The sequence below is a fragment of the Azospirillum sp. TSH100 genome, from assembly GCF_004923295.1.
GTDB lineage: Bacteria > Pseudomonadota > Alphaproteobacteria > Azospirillales > Azospirillaceae > Azospirillum.
Genome location: NZ_CP039638.1, coordinates 392,863 through 417,682, shown reverse-complemented (window position 1 = coordinate 417,682; position 24,820 = coordinate 392,863). Strand labels below are relative to the sequence as shown.

General features: G+C 67.0%; 27 protein-coding genes and 2 tRNA genes. 22 read left to right on the top strand and 7 right to left on the bottom strand.

Annotated features, from left to right (window positions below; genetic code table 11):
- Nucleotides 1-97 precede the first annotated feature (97 nt).
- On the bottom strand, nucleotides 98-1,108 hold the full coding sequence (gene nadA / locus E6C72_RS27295) for a quinolinate synthase NadA (RefSeq protein WP_109085984.1): 1,011 nt from the start codon (nucleotides 1,106-1,108) through the stop codon (nucleotides 98-100).
- A gap of 170 nt (nucleotides 1,109-1,278) precedes the next feature.
- On the opposite strand from nadA, the gene E6C72_RS27290 reads away from it, so the two are divergent.
- The 14 genes from E6C72_RS27290 (at nucleotide 1,279) to E6C72_RS27225 (ending at nucleotide 14,249) form a co-directional block, all read left to right on the top strand.
- Nucleotides 1,279-1,485: a hypothetical protein gene (locus tag E6C72_RS27290; protein WP_109085985.1), complete on the top strand. Its 207-nt coding sequence runs from the start codon at nucleotides 1,279-1,281 to the stop codon at nucleotides 1,483-1,485.
- Between the two features lie 140 nt (nucleotides 1,486-1,625).
- Complete coding sequence (locus E6C72_RS27285; protein ID WP_109085986.1) at nucleotides 1,626-2,234, top strand: molecular chaperone; 609 nt, start codon at nucleotides 1,626-1,628, stop codon at nucleotides 2,232-2,234.
- On the top strand, nucleotides 2,231-2,455 hold the full coding sequence (locus tag E6C72_RS27280) for a twin-arginine translocation signal domain-containing protein (RefSeq protein WP_109085987.1): 225 nt from the start codon (nucleotides 2,231-2,233) through the stop codon (nucleotides 2,453-2,455). Before E6C72_RS27285 ends, E6C72_RS27280 begins: the two co-directional genes overlap by 4 nt.
- Nucleotides 2,456-2,475: 20 nt before the next feature.
- Entirely contained in the window at nucleotides 2,476-5,382 is a 2,907-nt protein-coding gene (locus E6C72_RS27275) for a formate dehydrogenase subunit alpha (RefSeq protein ID WP_109085988.1), read from the top strand.
- 22 nt (nucleotides 5,383-5,404) lie between these two features.
- Nucleotides 5,405-6,040, top strand: coding sequence for a formate dehydrogenase FDH3 subunit beta (gene fdh3B / locus E6C72_RS27270; protein WP_109085989.1), 636 nt, complete (start codon nucleotides 5,405-5,407; stop codon nucleotides 6,038-6,040).
- A gap of 42 nt (nucleotides 6,041-6,082) precedes the next feature.
- Complete coding sequence (locus tag E6C72_RS27265) at nucleotides 6,083-7,096, top strand: formate dehydrogenase subunit gamma (protein ID WP_109085990.1); 1,014 nt, start codon at nucleotides 6,083-6,085, stop codon at nucleotides 7,094-7,096.
- Nucleotides 7,097-7,261: 165 nt separating this feature from the next.
- Complete coding sequence (gene adh / locus E6C72_RS27260) at nucleotides 7,262-8,782, top strand: aldehyde dehydrogenase (protein ID WP_109085991.1); 1,521 nt, start codon at nucleotides 7,262-7,264, stop codon at nucleotides 8,780-8,782.
- A gap of 92 nt (nucleotides 8,783-8,874) precedes the next feature.
- Nucleotides 8,875-9,282 (top strand): DUF779 domain-containing protein, encoded by a 408-nt coding sequence (locus E6C72_RS27255; RefSeq protein WP_109085992.1) that lies wholly within the window; start codon nucleotides 8,875-8,877, stop codon nucleotides 9,280-9,282.
- Between the two features lie 135 nt (nucleotides 9,283-9,417).
- Nucleotides 9,418-10,626, top strand: coding sequence for a nitric oxide-sensing protein NosP (gene nosP, locus E6C72_RS27250; protein ID WP_109085993.1), 1,209 nt, complete (start codon nucleotides 9,418-9,420; stop codon nucleotides 10,624-10,626).
- Between the two features lie 3 nt (nucleotides 10,627-10,629).
- Nucleotides 10,630-12,462, top strand: coding sequence for a NahK/ErcS family hybrid sensor histidine kinase/response regulator (locus E6C72_RS27245; protein ID WP_109085994.1), 1,833 nt, complete (start codon nucleotides 10,630-10,632; stop codon nucleotides 12,460-12,462).
- 56 nt (nucleotides 12,463-12,518) lie between these two features.
- Nucleotides 12,519-13,238, top strand: coding sequence for an endonuclease III (nth, locus tag E6C72_RS27240; RefSeq protein WP_109085995.1), 720 nt, complete (start codon nucleotides 12,519-12,521; stop codon nucleotides 13,236-13,238).
- Between the two features lie 93 nt (nucleotides 13,239-13,331).
- Nucleotides 13,332-13,565, top strand: a complete 234-nt coding sequence (locus tag E6C72_RS27235) for a DUF2281 domain-containing protein (protein ID WP_109085996.1) — start codon at nucleotides 13,332-13,334, stop codon at nucleotides 13,563-13,565.
- Entirely contained in the window at nucleotides 13,562-13,924 is a 363-nt protein-coding gene (locus E6C72_RS27230; protein ID WP_109085997.1) for a type II toxin-antitoxin system PemK/MazF family toxin, read from the top strand. The genes E6C72_RS27235 and E6C72_RS27230 overlap by 4 nt, the downstream gene beginning before the upstream one ends.
- Before the next feature lie 139 nt (nucleotides 13,925-14,063).
- A complete protein-coding gene (locus E6C72_RS27225) occupies nucleotides 14,064-14,249 on the top strand; it encodes a hypothetical protein (protein ID WP_109085998.1) in 186 nt (61 codons plus the stop codon).
- A 61-nt stretch (nucleotides 14,250-14,310) separates the two neighbouring features.
- Here E6C72_RS27225 and E6C72_RS27220 read toward each other — a convergent pair whose 3' ends face one another.
- Entirely contained in the window at nucleotides 14,311-15,819 is a 1,509-nt protein-coding gene (locus tag E6C72_RS27220) for an acetyl-CoA hydrolase/transferase family protein (protein ID WP_109085999.1), read from the bottom strand.
- Nucleotides 15,820-16,167: 348 nt separating this feature from the next.
- On the opposite strand from E6C72_RS27220, the gene E6C72_RS27215 reads away from it, so the two are divergent.
- Nucleotides 16,168-16,905: an AraC family transcriptional regulator gene (locus tag E6C72_RS27215; protein ID WP_109086000.1), complete on the top strand. Its 738-nt coding sequence runs from the start codon at nucleotides 16,168-16,170 to the stop codon at nucleotides 16,903-16,905.
- Here the strand turns inward: E6C72_RS27215 and E6C72_RS27210 are convergent.
- Together E6C72_RS27210 and E6C72_RS27205 are read right to left on the bottom strand one after the other, a co-directional pair.
- Nucleotides 16,898-17,584 (bottom strand): alpha/beta fold hydrolase, encoded by a 687-nt coding sequence (locus tag E6C72_RS27210; RefSeq protein ID WP_109086001.1) that lies wholly within the window; start codon nucleotides 17,582-17,584, stop codon nucleotides 16,898-16,900. The two genes, E6C72_RS27215 and E6C72_RS27210, sit on opposite strands and share 8 nt — an antisense overlap.
- A gap of 107 nt (nucleotides 17,585-17,691) precedes the next feature.
- Nucleotides 17,692-18,315 (bottom strand): DedA family protein, encoded by a 624-nt coding sequence (locus E6C72_RS27205; protein WP_109086002.1) that lies wholly within the window; start codon nucleotides 18,313-18,315, stop codon nucleotides 17,692-17,694.
- 133 nt (nucleotides 18,316-18,448) lie between these two features.
- On the opposite strand from E6C72_RS27205, the gene E6C72_RS27200 reads away from it, so the two are divergent.
- Complete coding sequence (locus E6C72_RS27200; protein WP_109086003.1) at nucleotides 18,449-18,928, top strand: Lrp/AsnC family transcriptional regulator; 480 nt, start codon at nucleotides 18,449-18,451, stop codon at nucleotides 18,926-18,928.
- A 75-nt stretch (nucleotides 18,929-19,003) separates the two neighbouring features.
- On the opposite strand, the gene E6C72_RS32660 is transcribed toward E6C72_RS27200, so the two are convergent.
- The gene (locus tag E6C72_RS32660; protein WP_109086004.1) at nucleotides 19,004-19,615 is read right to left on the bottom strand and encodes a cold-shock protein; all 612 of its coding nucleotides are present in this window, start codon (nucleotides 19,613-19,615) and stop codon (nucleotides 19,004-19,006) included.
- A 243-nt stretch (nucleotides 19,616-19,858) separates the two neighbouring features.
- A complete protein-coding gene (locus E6C72_RS27190) occupies nucleotides 19,859-20,356 on the bottom strand; it encodes a YchJ family protein (RefSeq protein WP_109086039.1) in 498 nt (165 codons plus the stop codon).
- A gap of 211 nt (nucleotides 20,357-20,567) precedes the next feature.
- Between E6C72_RS27190 and E6C72_RS27185 the strand changes: the two genes are divergently transcribed.
- The 3 genes from E6C72_RS27185 to E6C72_RS27175 all read left to right on the top strand — a co-directional run bounded on the left by E6C72_RS27185 (nucleotide 20,568) and on the right by E6C72_RS27175 (nucleotide 22,877).
- Entirely contained in the window at nucleotides 20,568-21,233 is a 666-nt protein-coding gene (locus E6C72_RS27185; RefSeq protein WP_109086005.1) for a ribonuclease HII, read from the top strand.
- 89 nt (nucleotides 21,234-21,322) lie between these two features.
- On the top strand, nucleotides 21,323-22,405 hold the full coding sequence (locus E6C72_RS27180) for a DNA methyltransferase (RefSeq protein ID WP_109086006.1): 1,083 nt from the start codon (nucleotides 21,323-21,325) through the stop codon (nucleotides 22,403-22,405).
- Between the two features lie 88 nt (nucleotides 22,406-22,493).
- The gene (locus E6C72_RS27175) at nucleotides 22,494-22,877 is read left to right on the top strand and encodes a dihydroneopterin aldolase (RefSeq protein WP_109086007.1); all 384 of its coding nucleotides are present in this window, start codon (nucleotides 22,494-22,496) and stop codon (nucleotides 22,875-22,877) included.
- Nucleotides 22,878-22,926: 49 nt separating this feature from the next.
- Here the strand turns inward: E6C72_RS27175 and E6C72_RS27170 are convergent, their stop codons facing one another.
- Nucleotides 22,927-23,505 carry a hypothetical protein gene (locus E6C72_RS27170; protein WP_247875724.1) on the bottom strand — a complete coding sequence of 193 codons (579 nt, stop codon included), beginning with the start codon at nucleotides 23,503-23,505 and terminating at the stop codon, nucleotides 22,927-22,929.
- 218 nt (nucleotides 23,506-23,723) lie between these two features.
- On the opposite strand from E6C72_RS27170, the gene E6C72_RS27165 reads away from it, so the two are divergent.
- The 3 genes from E6C72_RS27165 (at nucleotide 23,724) to E6C72_RS27155 (ending at nucleotide 24,819) form a co-directional block, all read left to right on the top strand.
- Nucleotides 23,724-23,799 (top strand) — tRNA-Asn (locus E6C72_RS27165).
- Nucleotides 23,800-23,803: 4 nt separating this feature from the next.
- Nucleotides 23,804-23,880, top strand: a tRNA-Asp gene (locus E6C72_RS27160).
- Between the two features lie 192 nt (nucleotides 23,881-24,072).
- On the top strand, nucleotides 24,073-24,819 hold the full coding sequence (locus E6C72_RS27155) for a glucose 1-dehydrogenase (protein ID WP_109086009.1): 747 nt from the start codon (nucleotides 24,073-24,075) through the stop codon (nucleotides 24,817-24,819).
- Nucleotide 24,820: the final 1 nt, after the last annotated feature.

Sequence of the window (24,820 nt, the reverse complement as noted above, 5' to 3'; positions counted from 1 at the left end):
CTTCTCCCCCCTGGGGAGAAGGTTAGGATGAGGGGGTTCGGCGCAGCCGAAGAGAGCCACGAAGTGGATCCCCTTCACCTCTGGATAGAGAGGGGGTTTACTTCGGCCTCACCGCCAGCATGCGCTCCACCGAACGGCGGGCGCGGGCAGCCAGCGCGTCCGGGATCTCCACCCGTGGTTCCAAGGTCTGGAGCGACTCCAGGATGCTCGACAGCGTTACCGTCTTCATGTGCGGGCACAGGTTGCAGGGCCGCACGAATTCCGTCTCGGGCGAGGCGGCGGCGACGTTGTCGCTCATTGAGCATTCGGTGACCATCAGCACCCGCGGCGGCTTCTCCGAGCCGACGAAGTCGATCATCCGGGCGGTGGAGCCGACGAAATCGGCGGCTTCCAGAACGTCGGGCGGGCATTCCGGGTGGGCGATCACGGTCAGCCGGTCGAAGCGGCGGCGGAACTCCTCGATCTCGGTGCCGGTGAAGCGCTCATGCACCTCGCAATGGCCTTTCCAGGCGATGATCTCGACCTTGGTCTGGGTGGCGACATATTTCGCCAGATATTCGTCGGGCAGGAAGATCACCCGGTCGACGCCCAGCGATTCCACCACCTCCACCGCATTGCCCGATGTGCAGCAGATGTCGACCTCCGCCTTCACCTCGGCCGAGGTGTTGACATAGGCGACCACCGGCACGCCGGGATGCGCCTCGCGCAGGAGCCGCACGTCGGCGGCGGTGATGCTGTCGGCCAGCGAGCAGCCGGCGTTGCGGCTGGGGATCAGCACCGTCTTGGCCGGATTCAGCAGCTTCGCCGTCTCCGCCATGAAATGCACGCCGGCCAGCACGATCACGTCGGCGTCGGTCTGCGTCGCCTTGGCGGCCAGCGCCAGGCTGTCGCCGACGATGTCGGCCACGCCGTGGAAGATCTCCGGCGTCTGGTAGTTGTGGGCGAGGATGACGGCGTTGCGTTCGCGCTTCAGCTCGTTGATGGCGTGGACCAGTGGCGCGTGGAAGGGCCATTCGATGGCCGGCACGACGCGCTTCATGCGGTCATAGATCGGTGCGGTCGCCGCGGCGACGGCGGGGGTGTAGGCGAGTTCGGCGACCTCGGGCATCGGACGGCTCCGCTCTATGCTCGTTCTGAGCAAAACCATATGTGCTCTATTGGAGCATATCAAGAAGAAAAGGGGGGCGGAAACAATCTGGCGCGGGCGGCGTTGTGCGGTGGCGGGGAGGCCGGCAGTAGGGCCTCGCCCTCGGGTCTGCGTTGTCTGGAGTTTCGCCGATGAAAGCCTTCCTCGCCGCGCTCTGCGCCATTGTCGTTCTGGCCGGCGGTGCCTGGGCGGTCCTGCCGGCCCTGTTCGCCCGCAGTGCCGACGAGACCTTCGCGTCGAGTGGCGCGCGGGTGGGGGAGGAGGCGTCTGTCGCGCACCGCAACTTCTCCGGCCGCCCGCAGATCGACCCCCAGCAGGCCGGCAATCCGCAGAAGTGATCCGGCCGACAGGGAAAAAGGATGATCCCGGCAGGGTAGCCCCGACCGGGTAAGGCAACCTTTGCCCCCGCCGGACGTTAACCAAGTTCGGGCTGGCCCTGGCCCCATACAAGATTTCCGGAGCGGCTTGCGGGAGTGTGATGACGGTTCATGATCCGGAAAGCGGCGCGGATGCCCTCCGCGCCGATGTCTACCGGCTGCTGGCGCTGACGCTGGCCGCCCCGCCGGGCGCCGACCTGCTGGCGCTGCTGAGCGGTCTGACCGGCGATGAGATGCCGATCGGCCGGGCCTTCGATGATCTGGCAGCCCATGCCCGCGCCAGCGATCCGCAAACAGTGGAGCGGGAGTTCAACGCCCTGTTCATCGGCGTCGTCCAGGGCGAGCTGGTGCCTTATGCCTCCTACTACCGCACAGGTTTCCTCACCGACCGGCCGCTGTCGGCCCTGCGCGCCGATCTCCAGGCGCTGGGGCTGGAGCGTGCGCCCGATGTGTCGGAGCCGGAAGACCACATCGCTGCCCTGTGCGACGTGATGGCCGTGCTGATCCGCGAGGGGGCCGACCCGGCGGTGCAGCGCCACATGCTGGACAGCCACCTGACGCCCTGGGCCGGACGCTTCTTCCAGGATTTGGAGAAGGCGGAGGCGGCAGCCCTCTACCGCCCGGTCGGCACCATCGGCCGCCTGTTCCTGGAGATCGAGCAGGAAGCCCTGAACCGACAGATCGACGAGTTGGAGGGAGCCGACGCATGAAAACGCCGCCAGAACCCCCGCGCAATTCCCCCCCGCGCAATCCCCTGCAACGCCGCGACATCCTGAAGACGCTTGGCCTGGGTGCGGCCGGCGCCGCGGCTGCTGCCGTGCTTCCGGCAGGCGACGAGGCGCATGCGATGGAATCGCCGCAGGAGCAGGTGAAGGCCCGCTACCGCGAAACCGAACACGTCAAGCGCTTCTATGCGCTGAACCGCCTCTAAGGGCGATCCGGAGACTATCCATGCTGGTCAAACGCAGCTCGGCGAAAACGGCAGGCGGAAAGCGGTCCGGTCTGGTCGCGGCACTGGCCGACAGTCTGGAGTCGGGAGTCAGCCGCCGCGGTTTCCTGCGCCGCTCCGGACTTGCCGCGGGCGGCATCGCCGCCGTCGGCGCTCTGCCGGGCGCCATGATCCGCAAGGCGGAGGCCGGGCCGATCCTGCCGAATGTCGAGGTGGTGACGCGCAAGAACGTCTGCACCCACTGCTCGGTCGGCTGCACGGTGATCGCCGAGGTGCAGAACGGTGTCTGGGTCGGGCAGGAGCCGGGCTGGGAAAGCCCGATCAACCAGGGCACCCACTGCGCCAAGGGCGCCTCGGTCCGCGAACTGACCAAGGGCACCCGCCGGGTCAAATACCCGCTGAAGCTGGTCGACGGCGTCTGGCAGCGGATCGGCTGGGATCAGGCGATTGAGGAGATCGGCAACCAGTTGATGGACATCCGCAAGGCGTCGGGACCGGATGCGGTGTTCTGGCTGGGCTCGGCGAAGTTCTCCAACGAGGGCGCCTATCTCTACCGCAAGCTGGCGGCCTTCTGGGGCACCAACAACGTCGACCATCAGGCGCGCATCTGCCACTCCACCACGGTCGCCGGCGTGGCGAACACGTGGGGCTACGGCGCCATGACCAACAGCTACAACGACATCCAGAACTCCAAGGCGCTGGTGATCGTCGGCGGCAACCCGGCCGAGGCGCATCCGGTGTCGATGCAGCACATGCTGCGCGGCAAGGAGCACAACCGGGCCCCCTTCATCGTCATCGACCCGCGCTTCACCCGCACCGCGGCGCACGCCACCGAATATGTCCGCATCCGTCCCGGCACCGACATCCCGGTCGCCTGGGGCTTGCTCTGGCACATCTTCGAGAATGGCTGGGAGGACAAGGAGTATATCCGCCAGCGCGTCTACGGCATGGACGAGATCCGCGCCGAAGTGAAGAAGTGGACTCCGGAAGAGGTGGAGCGGGTGACCGGCGCCCCCGGATCGCAGCTTCGCCGGGTGACGGAGGCGCTGGCGAAGAACAAGCCCAGCACGGTGATCTGGTGCATGGGCGTCACCCAGCACACGGTCGGCACCGCCAATGTCCGCGCCCTGTCGATCCTTCAGCTGGCGCTGGGCAACATCGGCGTGGCCGGCGGCGGTGCCAACATCTACCGCGGCCACTGCAACGTGCAGGGCGCCACCGACTTCGGCCTCGATGTCAGCACGCTGCCCGCCTATTACGGGCTGGCGGAGGGGGCGTGGAAGCATTTCGCCCGCGCCTGGGACGTCGAGTACGATTATCTGAAGGGCCGCTTCGCCACCAAGGATCTGATGGAGGCCAAGGGCATCCCGACCACGCGCTGGTTCGATGCCGTGTTGGCCAAGCCGGGCGAGATCGACCAGCCGAGCCCCTTGCGCGCCATGATGTGCTTCGGCCATGGCGGCAACACCGTCACCCGCATGCCGGAAATGGTGAAGGGGCTGGAGAAGCTCAGCCTGCTGGTCATCGCCGACCCGCACCCGACCACCTTCGCCGCGATCAAGGAGCGGCGCAACGGCACCTACATCCTGCCGGCCTGCACCCAGTTCGAGACCGACGGGTCGCGCACCTGCTCCAACCGCTCGATGCAGTGGGGGGAGAAGGTGGTGGAGCCGATCTTCGAATCGAAGGACGACTACACCATCATCTATCTGCTGGCGCGCAAGCTGGGCTTCGCCGACGAGATGTTCAAGCACATCACGGTGGAGGACACCCGCCCGGTGCCGGAGGACATCCTGCGCGAGATGAACCGCAGCTGCCTGTCCATCGGCGCCACCGGCCAGTCGCCGGAACGGCTGAAGATGCACATGAAGCATCAGGCCGATTTCGACAAGATCACCATGCGGGCCACCTCCGGTCCCTGCGCCGGCGACTATTACGGCCTGCCCTGGCCGAGTTGGGGCCATCCGGAGATCAGGCATCCGGGATCGGCGGTGCTCTACGACACCTCCAAGCATGTCATGGATGGCGGCGGCGTCTTCCGCGCCCGCTTCGGGGTGGAGCGCAACGGCGTCTCGCTGCTGGCCGACGGCTCCTATTCCAAGGGATCGGAGATCGAGGACGGCTATCCCGAATTCACCATGGCCGTGCTGAAGAAGCTGGGCTGGGACAAGGATCTGACGCCGGACGAGATGCGCGTCATCCAGGCCATCGGCGGCAACGATGTCGACAATGTCAGCTGGCAGACCGACCTGTCGATGGGCATCATCCGCGTGGCGCTGAAGCATGGCTGCGTGCCGCACGGCAACGCCAAGGCGCGCGCCGTCGCCTGGAACCTGCCCGACCCGGTGCCGGTCCACCGCGAACCGATCTATTCCCCGCGCCCTGAGTTGGTGAAGGCCTATCCGGCCATCGAGGACCGGCGCGACTTCCGTCTGGTCCAGCTTGCCCGCTCGCTGCAGTTCAAGGTGGCGGACAGCGACCTGCGCCAGCGCTTCCCCATGGTGCTGACCTCCGGCCGGCTGGTCGAATATGAGGGCGGCGGCGAGGAAACCCGGTCCAACCCCTGGCTGGCCGAGTTGCAGCAGGACATGTTCGCCGAGATCAATACCAAGGACGCCGAACGGCTGGGCATCAAGGACGGCGCCTGGGTCTGGGTCTATGGGCCGGAGGACGGCGGCAAGGCCAAGGTCAAGGCGCTGGTGACCGACCGCGTCGGCGGCGGCACCGTGTTCATGCCCTTCCACTTCTCCGGCTTCTGGCAGGGCGATTCCCTACGCGGCAACTACCCGCCCAACACCGACCCCATCGTGCTGGGGGAACCGGTGAACGGGGTGACGACCTACGGCTACGACCCCGTCACCTTCATGCAGGAAACCAAGGTCACCCTCTGCCGGGTCGAACCGGCGTGACGCACAGGAGTTGAGCAGAACAATGGCCCGGATGAAGTTCCTGTGCGATTCCGAACGCTGCATCGAATGCAACGCCTGCGTCACCGCCTGCAAGAACGAGCATGAGGTCCCCTGGGGCATCAACCGCCGCCGGCTGGTCACGCTGAACGACGGCAAGCCGGGCGAGCGGTCGATCTCGATGGCCTGCATGCATTGCAACGATCCGCCTTGCGCCGCGGTCTGCCCGGTCGACTGCTTCCTGCAAACGGCGGATGGGGTGGTGCTGCACAGCAAGGATCTGTGCATCGGCTGCGGCTACTGCTTCTACGCCTGTCCGTTCGGGGCGCCGCAATACCCCCGCACCACCGATTTCGGCAGCCGCGGCAAGATGGACAAATGCACCTTCTGCGCTGGCGGCCCCGAACCGGACGGCAGCGTCGAGGAGTACCAGAAATACGGCGCCAACCGGCTCGCCGAGGGCAAGCTGCCGCTCTGTGCCGAGATGTGCTCCACCCGCGCGCTGATGGGCGGCGACGGTGCGGTGCTGGCCGACATCTATCAGGAACGCTCGCTGCGCCGCGGCTACGGCTCGGCCGCGCCGGGCTGGTCCACCGCCTATGGCCGCAACGACCGCGGCTCCCCCTTCGGCCCCGGCGGGCCGAGCACGGGAGGGGCGTGAGGAGTTTCCTCCCCCTGTTGAAGTCCATACCGGGAGACCACCATGCGCCCAACCAGACTCCCCCTGCACGCCCTGCTGCTCTTCGCCCTGCTGGCCATTGTGAGTCTGGCCGCTCCGACTTTCGCACAAGCGCAGCTTACCCAGGTGCCCGGCCCCAACTCGCCGACCACCAAGGAGCAGGTGCCGCTCTACGTCCCGCAGGACGACAAGGTGATCGGCCGCGTCAGCATCCCGGACGAGAAGCTGGCGGTGCTGGTCCAGCCGGAAGGGCGGAAGTGGCGGGAGTGGCGCAGCCACACGCTGCGGCTGGCGATCGGCGGGCTCGCCATCGGCATGACGGCGGTGCTGACGGTCTTCTTCCTCTATCGCGGCACCATCCGCATCCATGCCGGCCGGTCGGGACGGCTGGTGCTGCGCTTCAACTGGGCCGACCGCTTCGCCCATTGGACGACGGCGGTCAGCTTCCTGATCATGGCGCTGACCGGGGTGATCCTGACCTTCGGCCGGCCGCTGCTGATCCCGCTGATCGGCCATCAGGCCTTCACGCCGCTGGCGGAATACGCCAAGTCGATCCACAACTTCGTCAGCGTGCCCTTCGTCGTCGGGCTGCTGATGATCCTCGCCTTGTGGCTGCGCGACAACATCCCGGAGAAGGCCGACTGGATTTGGATCAGGACGGCGGGCGGCCTCTTCTCGAAGGCCGGCGGCCATCATCCGGAGGCCGGGCGCTTCAATGCCGGGCAGAAGATGGTGTTCTGGAGCATCGTTCTGGGCGGCATTGGCATGGCGGCGACCGGCTACCTGATGATGGTGCCCTTCGCCGTCTCCGGGATCGGCGGCATGCAGATCATGCACGTCATCCACGGCCTGATGGCGGCCGGGCTGATCGCCGCGGTGATCGGTCACATCTACATCGGCACCATCGGCATGGAAGGCGCCTTCGATGCCATGGGCTGCGGCGTGGTGGACGAGAACTGGGCGATGGAACACCACCGCCGCTGGTACCAGGAGCAGCTGCGCAAAGGCTATGTCGAAGGACGCCAGCCGGCGGAGTGAGCGGCTTCGCGCCGTCCATTGGGTGGAATACGAACAATCCCACCCCCAGACCGTCTCCTTCCATAGTACAATTTACCCCCTCCCTCTCAGAGTGGCTGAATGGCCCCGACAAACGCGCTGGACCGGAGACCTGACCGGTTCACCACATTGAGAGGAACGGCCCAAATGCTCCACCAGGCTCTCGAAACGCTCCAGAAGCAGATCGCGCTCCGCCCCCGCTACGACAACTATATCGGCGGCCAGTGGGTGGCTCCGGTGGATGGCCAATACTTCACCAATCTGACGCCGATTACCGGCAAGCCGCTGTGCGAGGTCGCCCGTTCCCAGGCCGCCGACATCGAGTTGGCGCTCGACGCCGCCCACGCCGCCAGGACGGCCTGGGGCCGCACCTCGCCGACCGAGCGCTCGAACATCCTGCTGAAGATCGCCGACCGCATGGAAGAGCGGCTGGAGATCATCGCGCTGGCCGAGACGCTGGACAACGGCAAGCCGATCCGCGAGACCCGCGCTGCCGACGTGCCGCTCGCCATCGACCATTTCCGCTACTATGCCGGCTGCATCCGCGCCCAGGAAGGCTCGATCGCCGAGATCGACCACCACACCTACGCCTACCACTTCCATGAACCGCTGGGCGTCGTCGGCCAGATCATTCCCTGGAACTTCCCGCTGCTGATGGCGGCCTGGAAGCTGGCTCCGGCGCTGGCCGCCGGCAATTGCATCGTGCTGAAGCCGGCCGAGCAGACCCCGATGGCGATCCTGGTCCTGATGGAGATGATCGGCGATCTGCTGCCGCCGGGCGTCGTGAACGTCGTCAACGGCTTCGGCCTGGAGGCCGGCAAGCCGCTCGCCACCAACAAGCGCATCGCCAAGATCGCCTTCACCGGCGAGACCTCGACCGGCCGCCTGATCCTGCAATATGCCGCGGAAAACATCATCCCGTCGACCGTCGAGCTGGGCGGCAAGTCGCCGAACATCTTCTTTGAAGACGTGATGGCCGAAGACGACGAGTTCCTGGACAAGGCGCTGGAAGGCTTCGCGATGTTCGCGCTGAACCAGGGCGAGGTCTGCACCTGCCCGAGCCGCGTCCTCATCCAGAAGTCGATCTACGACCGCTTCATCAAGCTGGCGGTCGAGCGCGTCAAGAAGATCGTCCAGGGCCATCCGCTGGATGGTGGCACGATGATCGGCGCCCAGGCCTCGCAGGAGCAGCTGGAGAAGATCCTCTCCTACATCGAGATCGGCAAGGCCGAGGGCGCCAAGGTGCTGCTGGGCGGCGAGCGTGCCCATCTCGGCGGCGAGCTGGAGGGCGGCTACTATGTCCAGCCGACCATCCTGGAAGGCCACAACAAGATGCGCATCTTCCAGGAGGAGATCTTCGGTCCGGTCGTCGCCGTGACCACCTTCGAGACCGAGGAAGAGGCGCTGGCCATCGCCAACGACAGCGAGTTCGGCCTGGGCGCCGGCGTGTGGAGCCGTGACGGCAGCCGTTACTTCCGCATGGGTCGCGCCATCCAGGCCGGCCGCGTCTGGACCAACTGCTACCACCTGTACCCGGCGCACGCCGCCTTCGGTGGTTACAAGAAGTCCGGCATCGGCCGCGAGACGCACAAGATGATGCTCGACCACTATCAGCAGACCAAGTGCCTGCTGGTCAGCTACAGCCCGAAAGCGCTCGGCTTCTTCTGAGCCCCGCTCCTCCCTATCGGGCAAACCTGGGCCGGGGGCGTGTCCCCCGGCCTTTTTTCTTTCTCCGCGTGGTTTCGTGATAAAGGACCACCATGACCGACCCCACGCCGACAGATCGCGTGATCGCCACCCCTGAAGCCATCGCCCTGCTGGATCGCCTGTCGGCCAAGCATGGGCCGCTGATGCTGCACCTGTCGGGCGGCTGCTGCGACGGGTCGGCGCCGCTCTGCCTGCCGAAGGGGGAGTTCCGGCTGGGCGGGCGCGATCTCTGTATCGGCAAAATCGGCGACACGCCCTTTTGTATGTCCGACGACACTTTCCAATGGTGGCGCAACACCCAGGTCATCCTGGACGTCATCCAGGCGCGCGGCGGCGGCTTCTCGCTGGAGGTGCCGGACGGCGTCCGCTTCACCGCCAGGGCCCGCCTGTTCACCGACGAGGAACTCCCCGGACTTGCCGACCCGCAGCCGGCAGAGAGTATTTGGACAGAGATCATTTAGGCCGAGACCGTTCAGGAGCCGCCCCGCACCATGTCCACCTTCACCGGTCCGCGGATTGGTCTTGCCCGCCGCCATCCCTGGAGTACCCTTGCCGGATCGCATCCGCGGACGGAGAGGGACACGGGAGGGGCAGCGATGTCCGCACAGGAGGCCTCCACGGACGGTGCCACCGTAAATGGCCCGGTGAGACCGGCGCCCGGCGATGGCATGCCGCGCGCCGTCACCCATGCCGAACGTCCGGACGAGGCGGCGCGGGACCTGCGCGCCGGTCTGGGCGAGGCGGCGCTGGAGCTGGTGGTGGTCTTCTGCGCTCCCAGCTATGACCGCAATGCGTTGGCCGACGCGCTGGCGGCGGAGTTCGGCACGGTGCCGGTGATCGGCTGCACCACCGCGGGGGAAATCGGCCCCGGCGGCTATACCACCAACGCCTTGGTGGCGGTGGGTTTCCCGACCGAGGATTTCTGCATCGTCACCGCCCTGGTCGATCATGTCGACCGCTTCGAGATCGCCGACAGCACCGCCATCGCGCGCTCGCTGCTGTCGCGCCGCGACCGCGCGATGGCGAGCCGGCCGGTGCCGCTGGGCGAGGATGCCCGCAGCTTCGCCATGCTGCTGATCGACGGCCTGTCGATGAGCGAGGAGACGGTGGTCAGCGCACTGCACAACGCGCTGATCGACATCCCGCTCTTCGGTGCATCGGCCGGCGACGATCTGCATTTCGAGCGCACCTTCGTCCTGCATGACGGCGCCTTCCACCCCAATGCCGCGGTTGTGGCGCTGTTCACCACCAACCGGCCCTTCACCGTCTTCCGCACCCAGCATTTCGTCAGCTCCGACCGCAAGATGGTGGTCACCGGCGCCGATCCGCAGCACCGCATCGTCCACGAGATCAATGCCGAGCCGGCGGGCCGCGAATATGCCCGGCTGGTCGGGCTGGAGGGGGAGCCGCTGACCCCGATGATCTTCGCCTCGCATCCGGTGGTGGTGCGGGTCGGCGGCCAGTATCATGTCCGCTCGATCCAGAAGGTGAACGACGACGAGAGCCTGACCTTCTTCTGCGCCATCGACGAAGGCATCGTGCTGACGGTGGCGGAGGGAGTCGATCCGGTCTCCAACTTCGACGGGCTGATCGAGGGCATCGAGGCGGAGGTCGGCGCCCCCGACCTGATCCTCGGCTGCGACTGCATCCTGCGCCGGCTGGAGATGGAGCAGCGGCAGCTGAACACCGTCATGTCGGACCGGCTGGCCCGTCACCGCGTCGTCGGTTTCTGCGCCTATGGCGAGCAGGTCAACGGCATGCACGTCAACCAGACCTTCACGGGCGTCGCCATCGGAGGGCGCTAAGCCATGGCCGGCATGCAAACCCGCAACTGGATACTCGACCCCGCCGACCGCATCGCCGAGCTGGAGCGCGAGAACGCCAAGCTCCAGCGCATCAACAAGGTGCTGATGGACCGTGTCGAGCGGTCGATGGATTTCCAGGGCGGCGCCTTCTCGCTGTTCCAGACCGCCATCGTGCTGGAGCAGAAGATCCGCGAGCGCACGCTGGAGCTGGAACGCGCCCTGCACAAGCTGGAGGACAGCAACCGCGACCTCGCCCGCGCCAAGGAGCTGGCGGACACCATGCGCACCCGCCTGTTCGAGGCGATCGAGTCGGTGAACGAGGGGTTCGCCCTGTTCGACTCATCCGACCGGCTGGTGCTGTGCAACCGCAAATACCTGTCCTACTGGCCGTCGGTCGCGGGCCGCATCCAGGCCGGGATCCGCTTCAACGATCTGGTCGCCATGGTCGCCGCCGCCGGCGCGGTCGCCGAGCCGCCGCCCGACGTGTGGCTGCGCGAGCGGATGGAGCACCGCCACGACCTGAAGGGTGTCTTCCTGAACCGGCTGTCCGACGGCCGCTGGATCCAGGTGAACGAGCGGCGCACCCGTGACGGCGGCATCGTTGGCGTCTACACCGACATCACGGTCATCAAGCATGAGGAGGAGCGGCGGCGCGAATCCGAACAGGCGGAGAAGTCCGCCCTGATGATGCTGAACGATCAGCTTCAGCAGGCGAAATCCCAGGCCGATCAGGCCAACCTGTCCAAGACCCGCTTCATCGCCGCCGCCAGCCACGACCTGTTGCAACCGCTGAACGCCGCCCGCCTGTTCGTTTCGGCGCTCGCCGACCTGGAGCAGCCGGACGCGAATGCGGAGCTGGTCGAGAACATCGATGTCGCCCTGGCGTCGGTGGAGGATTTGCTGTCGGCGCTGCTCGACATCTCCAAGCTCGACGCCGGGGCGGTGACGCCGGAGGTCACCGACTTCCCGTTGCGCGGCATCCTGGCGCCGCTCGCCACCGAATATGCGGCGGTGGCGGCAGAACGCGGCATCGACCTGAAGGTGGTCGGATCGGGCGCGGTGGTGCGCAGCGACATGCGGCTGCTGCGCCGGATCGTGCAGAATTTCCTGTCCAACGCGCTGCGTTACGTCCAGGGTGGCCGGGTGGTGGTGGGCTGCCGCCGCACCGGTGACGGCGGCATCCGGATCGAGGTGTGGGACAACGGCCCCGGCATTCCGCGCGACAAGATCGAAGAGATCTTTCAGGAATTCCGTCGGCTCGACACCCCGGTCACCAAGGGGCGCGACCGCGGCATGGGGCTGGGGCTGGCCATCGTCGACCGCGTCGCCCGCATGCTGGGCCACCCGATCACCGTGCGGTCGGAGCCGGGGCGTGGCTCCGTCTTCGCCGTCACCGTTCCGCGCGGGACCGAACGCCGCGCCGTGCGTCCGGCCAGTGTCGCCGCCCGGCCGATGACCAACCGGCTGGCCGGCACCTCGGTGCTGGTGCTGGACAACGAGCCGGCGGTGGTGGCGGGGATGGAGGCGCTGCTGCGTGGCTGGGCCTGCGACGTGGTGTCGGCCACCAACGGCGACGAGGCTTTGGCCCTGCTGTCCGGCATGCCGCAGCCGCCGGATCTGCTGATCGCCGACTATCACCTCGACGACGGGGCGCTCGGCGTCAACGAGGTGGCGCGGCTGCGCGCCGCCTGCGGCCGCATCCTGCCCGCCGTGATCGTCACCGCTAACCGCACGCCTGAACTGGCGGACGAGGCCAAGGCGGCCGGCTGTCTGGTGCTGAACAAGCCGGTGAAGCCGGCGCAGCTGCGCGCGGTGATGTCGGGACTGGTGGGCTGACACGGCTCCCGATGATTTACCGGTAACGCCTTACCGGTCCGGCTGTTGTCGGTTTTATGACCGACCCGGCTGCGTTGCGCGACAAGGCGCTCGAAATCCACCGGCTGCTGTGCACCGTCTACGGCTGCCCGGTCGCCTATTTCCACAGCCTCGACCCGCTGAGCGAGCTGGTGTCGTCGCTGCTGTCGCACCGCACCCGCAATGCGGCGTCCGGCGCAGCCTTCAAGGCGCTGCGGCGACGCTGGCCGGATTGGGAGCCGGTGCGCGACGCCCCGGTCGCCGAGGTGGAGGCGGCCATCGCCGGCGTCACCTGGCCGGAGCAGAAGGCGCCGCGCATCCAGGCCATCCTGCGCCGGATCACCGAGCGGGTCGGCAGCCTGTCGCTCGACTTTCTGTCCGGCATGGCGGTGCCGGAAGCCCGTGCATGGCTGGAGGAGTTGCCGGGGGTCGGGCCCAAGACCAGTGCGGCGGTGCTGAGCTTCTCCACCCTGCGGCAGGTGGCGTTGCCGGTGGACAGCCATCACCACCGCGTCGCCGTACGCACCGGCCTGATTCCCGCCAGCCTTGCCGTCGGTCCGTCCCACGCCGTGCTGTCGGCGCAATTGCCGGAAGATTGGGACGCCCAGCAGGTCTACGACAACCACGAGGTCATGATGCTGCACGGTCAGCGCTGCTGTTACCACCATGCGCCGGCCTGCGACCGCTGCGTGCTGCTGCGGCTCTGCCCGACGGGACAGGCTTTGCGGCCATCGGAGGAAGAGCGGGAAAGGGCGTGAGGGTGGGACGGCTGGGTGGTGGGGATGCCGGATTGGCCTGATCCTGCTATAATGTACCGTCATCGGGTACATGTTGCCGAAAGAGAGGTCGTCATGGGCTACGCTGAGCTGATCAAGAAGCTGCAGGCTTTGCCCGAAGACAAGCAGGCCGAAGTTTTCGATTTCGTCGAATTCCTGGCTGCCCGCTTCGCTGCCACCACGGACGCAGGAAGGGGCGAATGGTCTGGAAGCCAATTTGCCGAGTTCAGCATGGAACAGGCGATGCGGGGGATGGAAGATGACCCAGTTGCATACAGTCGTGACGACCTGCGGGAGGTCTGGCGGTGAAGCGAGCGGGTCAGTTTGCCTTGGTGCCCTTCCCGTTCACCGATCTGGATGGGAGCAAGCTGCGGCCGGTGTTGCTGATCCGACGGGCATCAACCCAATTCGACGATTGGCTTGTCTGTATGGTTTCATCACAGATCCGGCAAGCTGAGCCCGGTCTCGATGAAATTCTCACTCCCGAAGATTCAGACTTTGATGAGTCTGGTCTGAAGGTGGCCAGCGTATTGCGGTTGGGTCGGCTTGCTGTGATTGATGGCAGGCTGTTGAGCGGTCGAATTGGTGAAATTGGCGATGAGCGGCTGGTTCGCTTGCGCCATCGGTTGGCAGCATGGTTGACCGATGTGCCGAAATCACCGGTCTGAAGAAACTGTCTGCGTCGTTTTGTGCATTGCAACACGCAGCCATTCCCAGAATGCAGGGGCAATCATTGCCGGCAGAGCGCATATAAGATTGTGAGAGCGACGAAGACGCCGCTCCGATCTTCATAAGACGAGGCCTGAGGTGATTCACAAGATTTTGGACGCGATCGATACCATCATCGCAGAAAAGCGTCAGAACGGCCAGCTTGATGACTGGCTCAAGAGCGGAGCTGCACGCCGTTTCTGCGAAAAGATTTCGTCCGAGCGCAAACACTACTATCCAGCCCTGCTTCTCTACTTGGAGCGCAATGGCGGGCAGCACGTGTGACAGTATGCCTGTAACGGGAACGGGCCGCGGCATTCCGCGGCCCGCCCGTTTTTGAGGGGGCCTATTCGGCCGCAAGCGGCGCAGGCATCATGCTGCCGGTCTGCTGGAAGCGGGTGTGCCAGGCGAAGGCCTCCTCCAGCAGGTGCGGGGTGTGGCCGCCGCGTTGAAGCGCCCGGCGGTGATAGTCGGCCGCCAGCTCGCGGTAGCTGGGATGGACGCAGTTGCGGATGATGGTCTCCGCCCGTTCGCGTGGCGCCAGTCCGCGCAGGTCGGCCAGCCCGACCTCCGTCACCAGCACGTCGACGTCATGCTCGTTGTGGTCGACATGGGTGACCATCGGCACGACACTGGAGATGGCGCCACCCTTGGCAAGCGACTTGGTGACGAAGATGGCGAGATGGCTGTTGCGGGCGAAATCGCCGGAGCCGCCGATGCCGTTCATCATCTGCGTGCCGTTGACATGGGTGGAGTTGACGTTGCCGTAAATGTCGCACTCCAGCGCCGTGTTGATGCCGATGACGCCCAGGCGGCGGATCACCTCGGGATGGTTGGAGATCTCCTGCGGCCGCAGCAGCAGCCGGCCCTTGTAGGAGCCGATCTTCGGCAGCACCTCGGCATATTTGCCGGCGCTGAGCGTGATCGAGGACCCCGACGCGAAATTCAGCTTGCCGGCGTCGAACAGCTCGAAGGTGCTGTCCTGCAGCACCTCGCTGTACATGGTCAGGTCGTGGAACGGCCCGTCGATCAGCCCGTGCAGCACCGCGTTGGCGATGGTGCCGATGCCGGCCTGGAGCGGCGCCAGCGAGCGGCCGAGCCGGCCCTGCTTCACCTCGCGGCCCAGGAACTCGATCAGGTGGCCGGCGATGGCGTTGGTCTCGTCATCGGGCGGCAGGATGCTGGCGGAACTGTCCTGCTTGCGCGTCACCACGATGGCGGCGATCCGCGACGGGTCGATCGGGATATAGGGCAGGCCGGCACGGCTTTCCGCCGTCACCACCGGGATCGGCTCGCGGAAGGGGCGGCGCGTCGGGATGTAGACGTCGTGCATCCCCTCCAGATCCAGCGGCTGGGTCAGGTTCAGTTCGATGATGATCTTCTCGGCCAGGATGGCGAAGGTCGCCGAATTGCCGATCGAGGTGGTCGGCACGATGCCGCCATTTTCGGTGATGGCGCAGGCTTCGATCACCGCGACATCGACCGGCCCCATCTGGCGCGAGCGCAGCAGTTCCACCGTCTCCGACAGATGCTGGTCGACGAACATCACCTCGCCGCGGTTGATCGCCTTGCGCAGCACCGGGTCGGCCTGGAAGGGCAGGCGGCGCGACAGCACGCCCGCCTCCGTCAGGATCCGGTCGACGTCGTTGCCCAGCGAGGCGCCGGTCATCAGCGTGATCTTCAGCTTCTCCGACGCGGCGCGTTCGGCCAGCGCCAGCGGCACCGCCTTGGCATCACCGGCACGGGTGAAGCCGCTCATGCCCACGGTCATGCCGTCCTTGATGAGAAAGGCGGCCTCTTCCGCCGGCACCACCTTGCCCCACAGGGATTTCAGGCGGATGCGATCTCGGTACATCGGGCGTTCCTTTTATGAGTGCTTTTTGGCGAATGGCGAACGATCCGTTCCCATGCGGTCGCTTTTCTTTTTTGAAAATACTCATAAGGAGGCGCTGTCCGATGCCGCAATTGTTCGTCCGGAATATCAGGCAACGCTCAAGTGAATGGGTGGGCGAATATCGGCGGATCGGTGCACAATGCGGACAGTGACTTGGGAAAATATCGGAAGGATTTGGTGAAACTCAGTTTCGTTCATCGGCATTTGTGCCGTGCTGCCGATCCTGCGCCTGGGCACCCACGGGCTTGTCGATGCCGGGGAAGAGGGCGTACCATCGTCCTCTCCAACCGATTTCAGGAGTCCGCCGGCGTGGCGTCCCCGCATCGGCCGACCGTCAGCACCCGCAGCTATGACGGGAATGAACGGCGGCACGCGCATGACCATCACCAGATCGTGCTGCCCATCGCCGGAACGCTCGACATGGAGGTCGGCGGCGCCTGCGGCCGGGTGGGCGATGGGCGTGGGGTGCTGGTGGCGGACGGGGTGCCGCACAGCTTCCGCAGCGGCGGGACCAACCGTTTCGTCGTTCTGGATGTGCCGGCCGCCGGGCTGATGCCACAGGCGGCGGTGCGCGCCTGCGACGCCTTCTTCGCCATCGACGGCGCACTGGACGGGCTGGTGCGCTATCTGGCGGCAGAGGCGGCCGACCGGCCGCTCGATCCGGTGCTGGCCCATCATTCGGCGGGGCTGCTGCTGCGCGCGCTGGAAACCCGCCAGCCGCCGCCTGTGTCAAGCGACCCCATCGATCGCGCCCTGGCCCTGATGGCGGAACGTTGCGCCGAACCGCTGACGGTGGCGGAGCTGGCGGAGGCGGCCGGTCTGGCGCCCAGCCGCTTCCACGAACGTTTCCGCGCCCGCACCGGCAGCACCCCGTCCGCCATGCTGGCAGATCTGCGGCTGGACCGGGCGGAGGCGCTGCTGCGGGACGGCAGTCTGCCGCTGGCCGAGGTGGCGTTGGCGGTCGGATTCTCCGACCAGAGCGCCCTGACCCGCAGCCTGCGGCGGCGGCGCGGCACTACGCCGGGGGCGGTGCGGAAGCCTAGATAGCGCGGGCCGCCTCGACGATCACCGCCGCCACCGCATCGGGGCGGGACAGGTGGGGAGCGTGGCCGCTCTCGACCTCCACCGTCCGGGCGCCGATGCGCGAGGCGGTGGCGCGCAGGAAGTCCGGCGGCAGCATGCGGTCCTGCCCGGCGACGACATACCAGGCAGGCCTGCTCTTCCAGGCGGCGGCGCTGACCTTGGTGGCGAAGCAGGCAGCCGCGACCGGCCCCTGGGTGGCGGCCAGCAGGGCGGCGTCCTCCGCCGGCAGATCCTGGGCGAAGTTGCGGGCCATGGCCTCCGGCGTCAGGGTCAGGAAGCGCCCCTTGTCCACCGAGACGCCCGACAGGCCGGCCGACGGCGGGAAGGGCTTCAGCGTGTCGTTCGGCGACTGCCCGACGTCGGGGGCGAAGGCGGCGACATAGACCAGGGACTTCACCCGCTCCTGCCCGCCGATTTGGGTGATGACCGCCCCGCCCCAGGAATGGCCGACCAGCACCACCGGCCCCTTGGTCCGGTCGATGGCGCGCTGGACATGGGCGGCATCGTCCTCCAGCGAGACCAGCGGGTTCTGCACCGCGACCGCCGCGAAGCCCTCCGCCTGCAGGCGGGGAATCACCCGGCCCCAGGAGGAGCCGTCGGCGAAGGCGCCATGGACGAGGATGATGGTCGGGGTTTGGCTCATGGAAAGGCTCCCGCTGGCGGTAGGACCCGCCAGTGAGAGCATGGGGAGAGCCGGACCGTCCAGCCGGGGGCAGGCCCTTTTCCTCTGTGTGGAAAAGGGCTTGGTCATCATTCCGCCGGCTGCTGGCTCGTGCGCCGGCCAAAGGTGGCGACGCGGTAGACGTACCAGAGGGCGATACCGGCGGCGACGATGTTGGAGACCGGGTTCAGCCAGCCGGCGACCTGCTGGTAGCGGTCCTCCAGCAGATAGCCGGCGGTGGCGAGGAAGCTGGTCCAGATCACGGTGCCGACGGTGGTGTAGAGCAGGAAGGGACCAAGCGCCATGGTCGACACCCCGGCGGGAATCGAGATCAGCGTGCGCACCGCCGGGATCATCCGGCCGATCAGCACCGCCCGGGCGCCGCGCTCGCGGAAATGGGCGGCGGCCTCGTCCACCTCCTCCGGTGCGATGGTCAGCCAGCGGCCATGGCGGGCGGCCCATTGTTTCAGCCGGTGGCTGCCGACCCAGCGGCCGATGCCGTACCAGAACAAGGCACCCGCCACAGCCCCCGCCGTGCCGGAGACGATGATCATTGGCAGGCCGAGGTCGCCGCGCGCGGCGGTGAAGCCGGCCAGCGGCAGGATCAGTTCCGACGGGATGGGGGGAAACAGATTCTCCGCGAACATCAGCAGAGCGACACCGAGATAACCCGTCTGCTCCACCAAACCGACGATCCAATCGAACACGTCCATCCTCCTCGTGCCTGCCGGCCCACCACTGGGCCAACACGGGATATGGGGATTGGTTGCACGGAAGGGCTCGCGCCGGACGGCGGCTCTGCTTATGTTTGCAGGTGCAACGATTGGACGGACGGAGAAGGTGCCAATGGCGGCGATCAAGCTCGACCGGCATGAGAAGGGCATCCTGGCGGCCCTCCAGGAGAACGCCCGCCTAACCATGCAGGAACTGGGCGAGACCGTCGGCCTGTCGGCCTCCCCCTGCTGGCGCCGGGTGCGGTCGATGGAGGACATCGGCGTCATCCGCCGTTACACGGTGCAGCTCGACCCGCGCAAGTTGGGGCTGGGCGAGTGCGTCTTCGCCCATGTCACGCTGGAACGCCACAAGGAGAACGCGGTCGAACAGTTCGAGACCGCCATCGCCGGCATGCCGCAGGTGCTGGAATGCTTCGCCGTCACCGGTGACGCCGATTATCTGCTGCGCATCGTCGTGCCGACCACCGAGGATTATGGCCGCTTTCTCAGCGAGCGCATCTTCTCCATCCCCGCGGTGTCCCACGTCAAATCGAGCGTCACCCTCAAGGAGGTGAAGTTCGAGACCCGGCTGCCGCTGGACCATCTGGAATGACCGGAATTCGGCCATGAAAAAGCCCCCGCTCCGATGGAGCGGGGGCTTTTTCACATCACAACGACCGATGAGAGATCAGGCCATCTCGACGCGCTGAGCCTCGGGGCCCTTGGCGCCCTGGCGGATGGTGACGCGGACCTGCGCACCGTCGTCCAGGCCGTTGATGCCCGACCGCTCCAGCGCACGGATGTGCACGAAGATGTCCTTGCCGCCGGTCGACGGGGCGATGAAGCCGAAGCCCTTCGACACGTTGAACCACTTCACGGTGCCGTCGACGACCTCCCCGCTGTCCGAATCGCCGTAGCTGTCGGCGCCGTAACCGCCGCGGCCGCCGCCGTAGCTGTTGCCACCGCCGTAGCCGCCGTCGTTGCCCCAGCTGTCACGCTCGCGCGGGGCGCGCGACGGACGGCTCGGAGCGGCGGTCGAGGTGTCGACCGCGTGGATGGTGGCGACCTGCGGGCCCTTCGGGCCGCGCGACAGGTCGCAGGTGATGGTGGCGCCTTCGGGCAGGCTGTCGTGTCCGCAGAACTGCAGAACCGTGGAGTGCAGGAAAGCGTCGGGCGACCCATCGTCGGGGGTGACGAAGCCGAAGCCCTTGGTGGCGTTGAACCACTTGACGGTGGCGCGGATGTCGCGCTGGGTGATTTCAGGAGCGCGGAAGGAAGAGCGCTGCGGACGGTCGAACATCAGTTATCGTCTCATCTGTCGTGTTAAACCCCATCCCGGCAAAAACCAAAGAAGGGACACCCGGAACAGGGCGAGCGAAGGATGATCGGTTCCGACCCATAATTCAATCAGGATCGCGCATTTTCCCCATACGCGCACAACAAAAGCTCCGCCGCCGCCTGACAGGCGGGCGGGGCGGGGCGATTCCACCGTTTTTGTGCAGGTGCAGCGTGACGATTCAGCCGCGACTCAGATCGGAACCGGTCAGGCGCCGTGGCACTTCTTGTATTTCTTGCCGCTGCCGCAGGGGCAGGGGTCGTTGCGGCCGACCTTGGGGCCGCTGCGCGGACGGGCGCCGAGCTGGCCGTCCACATAGTACCAGCGGCCGTCCTGGTGGGTGAAGCGGCTGGTCTCGTGATGGGTCATCGGCTTGCCGTTCATGCTGAAACGGGCGACGAACTCGACGATGCCCTCGCTGTCGCCGGGCTGGCCGGCTTCGGTCGAGCGGATCTCCACGCCGGTCCACACGCTGTTCTTCGCCCAGGTCTCGATCTCTTCCCGGTTGAAGTCGTCGCGGGTGCTGGGCAGCAGCGTGTCGTGCAGATAGTCGATGTTGCCGGTGGCGAAGGCGGAATAGCGCGAACGCATCAGCGCCTCGGCCGTCGGGGCGGGCATGCCGGCCAGATAGGGTCCGCAGCAGGCGTCCAGCGGCTTGCCGGAACGGCAGGGGCAGTCGGCGGCGGTCTGGGTGGTGTCGGTCATGGCCTGCTCTCGGGTGATGGCGGGGCGGGTGATGGCTGAACGAACGATGGTATGGTCCGGCTTCGCGGGGCGCATCCATAGCGCAGCCGTGCGCCGCTTCTCAAGAGGCAGGTTGGCGCGAATGGCTGCCAACCGGCCCGGTCTTGCGCCGGGACTCCCGCCCGGTTATCAAGCGGCCCCATCCCAACCCCGTCCGGAAGGCCGCCCGCCGATGCCTGCGAAAGCGCCCCGCAAAGCCGCCGCCCCCCGGCAACGCCCCGACCTGTCGCTGGAGGCCGGCTTCGGCCCCGGCCGACGCGTCTGCGGCATCGACGAGGTCGGGCGCGGCCCGCTCTGCGGCCCGGTGGTCGCCGCCGCCGTGGTGCTGCCGCCCGAAGGGCTGCCGCCGGAGATCGCAGCGCAAATCAACGACAGCAAGGCGGTGACCCGCCGCCTGCGCGAGGAGATCGAGCCGGCGATCCGGGCGCACGCGCTCGCCTTCGCCATCGCCGAGGCGTCGGCCGCCGAGATCGACGATCTCAACATCCACAAGGCGACGCTGCTGGCGATGAGGCGGGCCTATCTGGCGCTGCCCGGCCCGGCCCCCGACGCGGCGCTGGTGGACGGCAAATTCACCCCGGACATCGCGTGCGAGCGGGTGGCGGTCGTCAAGGGCGACAGCCGCAGCCAGTCCATCGCCGCCGCCTCTATTCTCGCCAAAGTGGCGCGCGACAGCGAGATGTTGCGGTTGTCGGTCCAGTATCCACACTATGGATGGGACCGAAACGCCGGATATCCAACGCCCGAGCATCTGGACGCGCTGACCCGCCATGGTGTCACGCCGCATCACCGAGTCAGTTTTGCACCAGTGAAACGTCAAAAGGCACTAAGCGGCTGAGCCGTCGTCACTTGGCAAAGAAAGCTGTTGACGGCGACTCGGACGAGACTCATTGTCCGGCCGAGTCCCAGTTCTTTGCCGGTCGTATCATGCTCCCTGAAAACCGTATCCTGGTCGGCGATTGCATCGCTCTCATGAACGATCTGCCGCCCGCATCGGTCGATCTCATCTTCGCCGATCCGCCCTACAACTTGCAGTTGGGGGGTGAGTTGCTGCGGCCGAACCACACCCGCGTCGCCGGGGTGGATGACGAGTGGGACAAGTTCGACGATTTCGAAGCCTATGACCGCTTCACCCAGGACTGGATGGCGGCGGCGCGCCGCATCCTGAAGCCGGAAGGCTCGCTGTGGGTGATCGGCAGCTACCACAACATCTTCCGCGTCGGCGCCACCTTGCAGAATCTGGGCTTCTGGATTCTGAACGACATCGTCTGGCGCAAGACCAACCCGATGCCGAATTTCCGCGGCACCCGCTTCGCCAACGCCCACGAGACGATGATCTGGGCGGCCCGCGACAAGGACGCGCGCTATCGCTTCAATTACGACGCGATGAAGAGCCTCAACGAGGATCTTCAGATGCGCAGCGACTGGCTGCTGCCGATATGCAGCGGCGGCGAGCGGCTGCGCGACGAGGAGGGCAAGAAGACCCACCCGACGCAGAAGCCGGAATCGCTGCTGTACCGGGTGATCCTGTCCTCGTCCCGTCCCGGCGACGTGGTGCTTGATCCCTTCTTCGGCACCGGCACCACCGGCGCGGTCGCCAAGCGGCTGGGCCGCAAGTGGATCGGGCTGGAGCGCGACGATACCTACGTCAAGGCGGCCCAGGCCCGCATCGACGCGGTGGAGGAGGCGCCGGAGGCGGCGATCCTCGACACCCCGCCCAAGCGCAGCGCGCCGCGCATCCCCTTCGGCTGGGTGGTGGAGCGCGGGCTGCTGCGCCCCGGTTCGACCCTGTTCGACCAGCGCCGCCGCGTCGCCGCCCGGGTGCGCGCCGACGGCACGCTGATCGGCTCCGGTCCACGCGGCGACCATCGCGGCTCGATCCATCAGGTGGGGGCGGCGATGGCCGGCCTGCCGGCCTGCAACGGCTGGACCTTCTGGCATTACGAGGAGGGCGAGGATCTGCGCCCGATCGACGTGCTGCGCGAGCGCATCCGTTCGGAGATGCACTGAGTCCATCCCAGACCTGTCCGTCTGGCATGGGGGCCGAGGGGGACGGCTGCTTGGCAGTGGTGGCGTTGCCGTGTTAGGGCTGTCGCCCATGAACAAGCTCTTCGCCACCGTCACCGCCCCGGTGCCGCGCTCGGCCCCGGCGGTGCTGTCCACCCGTTGTTTCGTGCGCGATCTGGTGATGGACGCGCTGATCGGCGTCTATGCCCATGAACGGGCGAAGCCCCAGCGCATCCGCCTGAACCTGGATCTCGAGGTGATCGCCCCCGGCGTCACCGGTGAGGACATGGCGACCATCGTCAAGGGCGTCGTCACCCAGGGTCACGTCACGCTGGTGGAAACGCTGGCCGAACGCATCGCCGAGCGCTGTCTCGCCGACGCCCGGGTCACCATGGCCAAGGTGCGCGTGGAAAAGCTGGACGTCTTCCCCGACGCCGCCAGCGTCGGCGTCGAGATCGAGCGCGCACGGGGGTAAGGGTGCCGCACAGGGGTGAGGGTGGCTCAGGCCCTCACCGAACTCCTTTTTACCGCCGCATCGGCACCGCCCGCTTGACCAGCCGGCGGTCCATGTCGGCGCTTGCCACCGTCGGCTCGCCCAGGCTGCGCATGACGAAGGCGAAGGTGTCCATCACCCGGTCCAAGACGATCTCGTTGTCGTCCGGCCGGCGGCTGACCGACACCACGGCATAGCCGGCAGCGCGGGCCACCGCCGGTTCCCCGCGCAGGCCGCGCACGCCCCAGCCCGCCAGCGCATCCTTGCAGCGGAACAGCTCGGCGGCGAAACCGCCGGCCGACTGGGTGCGGCCGACCACATAGGCGGCGGCGACCGCCAGCGGCGCCAGCAGCCCGTCCCAATCCAGGCAATCCTCCCGCCCGACCCACACCCCGCCGACCGAGCAGGCGGCGGCGCCGATCGCCTCGCCCAGCCCGGCGCGGAAGGCGCGCAGGGAGGCCACCGCGTCGGCCGCCGGCATCGGTTCCACCCGGCGTCCCTCCGGCATCAGCATCAGCCGGCCTGCCCATTCCGACGAGGGTGGCAGCTGTTCGGTCAGGCGCGCGAGCAGCGCCTCGCGGGCGGCGGCGAAGGGGACGACCTCGGACATCGGGGCCTGCGGCAATGGTGGGGAGGGGAGGGCGAGAAAAAGCCTGAGATGCCGGGAACTGTCAAGAGCAAGCCCATGCGGCGGCAACCCATGGCTGTTCTTGGTGCGCGTTGTCACAGGCCAGGGGCGCGAAACCGGCCCTGCCCGGAAAAAATACGAAGCTTTGCGTTTTTCCGCTTGCCAGGGTCGGTCAACAGCCATATAAGGCGGGCCTCCGTTCCCGGTTAGCTCAGTTGGTAGAGCAGCGGACTGTTAATCCGCTTGTCGCTGGTTCGAGTCCAGCACCGGGAGCCATCACGCGGGTGTAGCTCAGTTGGTTAGAGCGCCGGCCTGTCACGCCGGAGGCCGCGGGTTCAAGTCCCGTCACTCGCGCCATTCTCTTATATCTCCTTCAGAAGTTGTCGATGCGGATGATCGCGACTGCCCCAGCGGGCAGCTTCGCGCTATCATGCTTTCTTCGCCGTGTTCACGATGCGGCCGATGGCGCCGGTTTCCTGTTGAACGGAGTCCGCGCGCCGCAACGGCCGTGCGCATCTCGGATCGAGAATTGCCGGGGAGGAACCGCTCATGCGTTTGTCTGACAAGGTCGCCGTCGTCACCGGTGGGGGATCGGGCTTCGGCGAGGGCATCGCCCGACGCTTCGCCGCCGAAGGAGCCCGCGTCATCGTCGCCGACCTGGACGAGGCCGCCGCCGGCCGCGTCGCCGACAGCCTGGGAGAGACGGCGCTTGCCGTCCGCGCCGACGTCGCGGTAGGGGAGGATTACGAGGCCATCGTCTCGGCGGCGCTGGGCGAATTCGGGCGGCTCGACATCCTGGTCAACAATGCCGGCTACACCCACCGCTACGGCTCGATGCTGGATGTGGACGAGGCCACCTTCGACCGCATCTATGCCGTCAACGTGAAGTCGATCTATCACAGCGCCATCCACGCCGTGCCGGTCTTCCGCGCCCAGGGCGGCGGCGTGATCCTGAACATCGCCTCCACCGCCGGGCTGCGGCCGCGGCCGAACCTGACCTGGTACAACGGCTCCAAGGGCGCGGTCATCACGCTCACCAAATCGATGGCGGCGGAACTGGCGTCCGACAATGTCCGGGTCTGCGCCATCGCCCCGGTCGCCGGCGAGACCGGCATGCTCCACCGCTTCATGGGGCAGGACACGCCGGAACGCCGCGAACAGTTCCTCAGCAGCATCCCGCTGGGGCGCCTGTCGACGCCGGGAGACATCGCCAACGCGGCGCTGTATCTCTGCTCCGACGAAGGGGACTTCCTGACCGGTGTCTGCCTGGAGGTCGATGGCGGGCGGTGTATCTGAA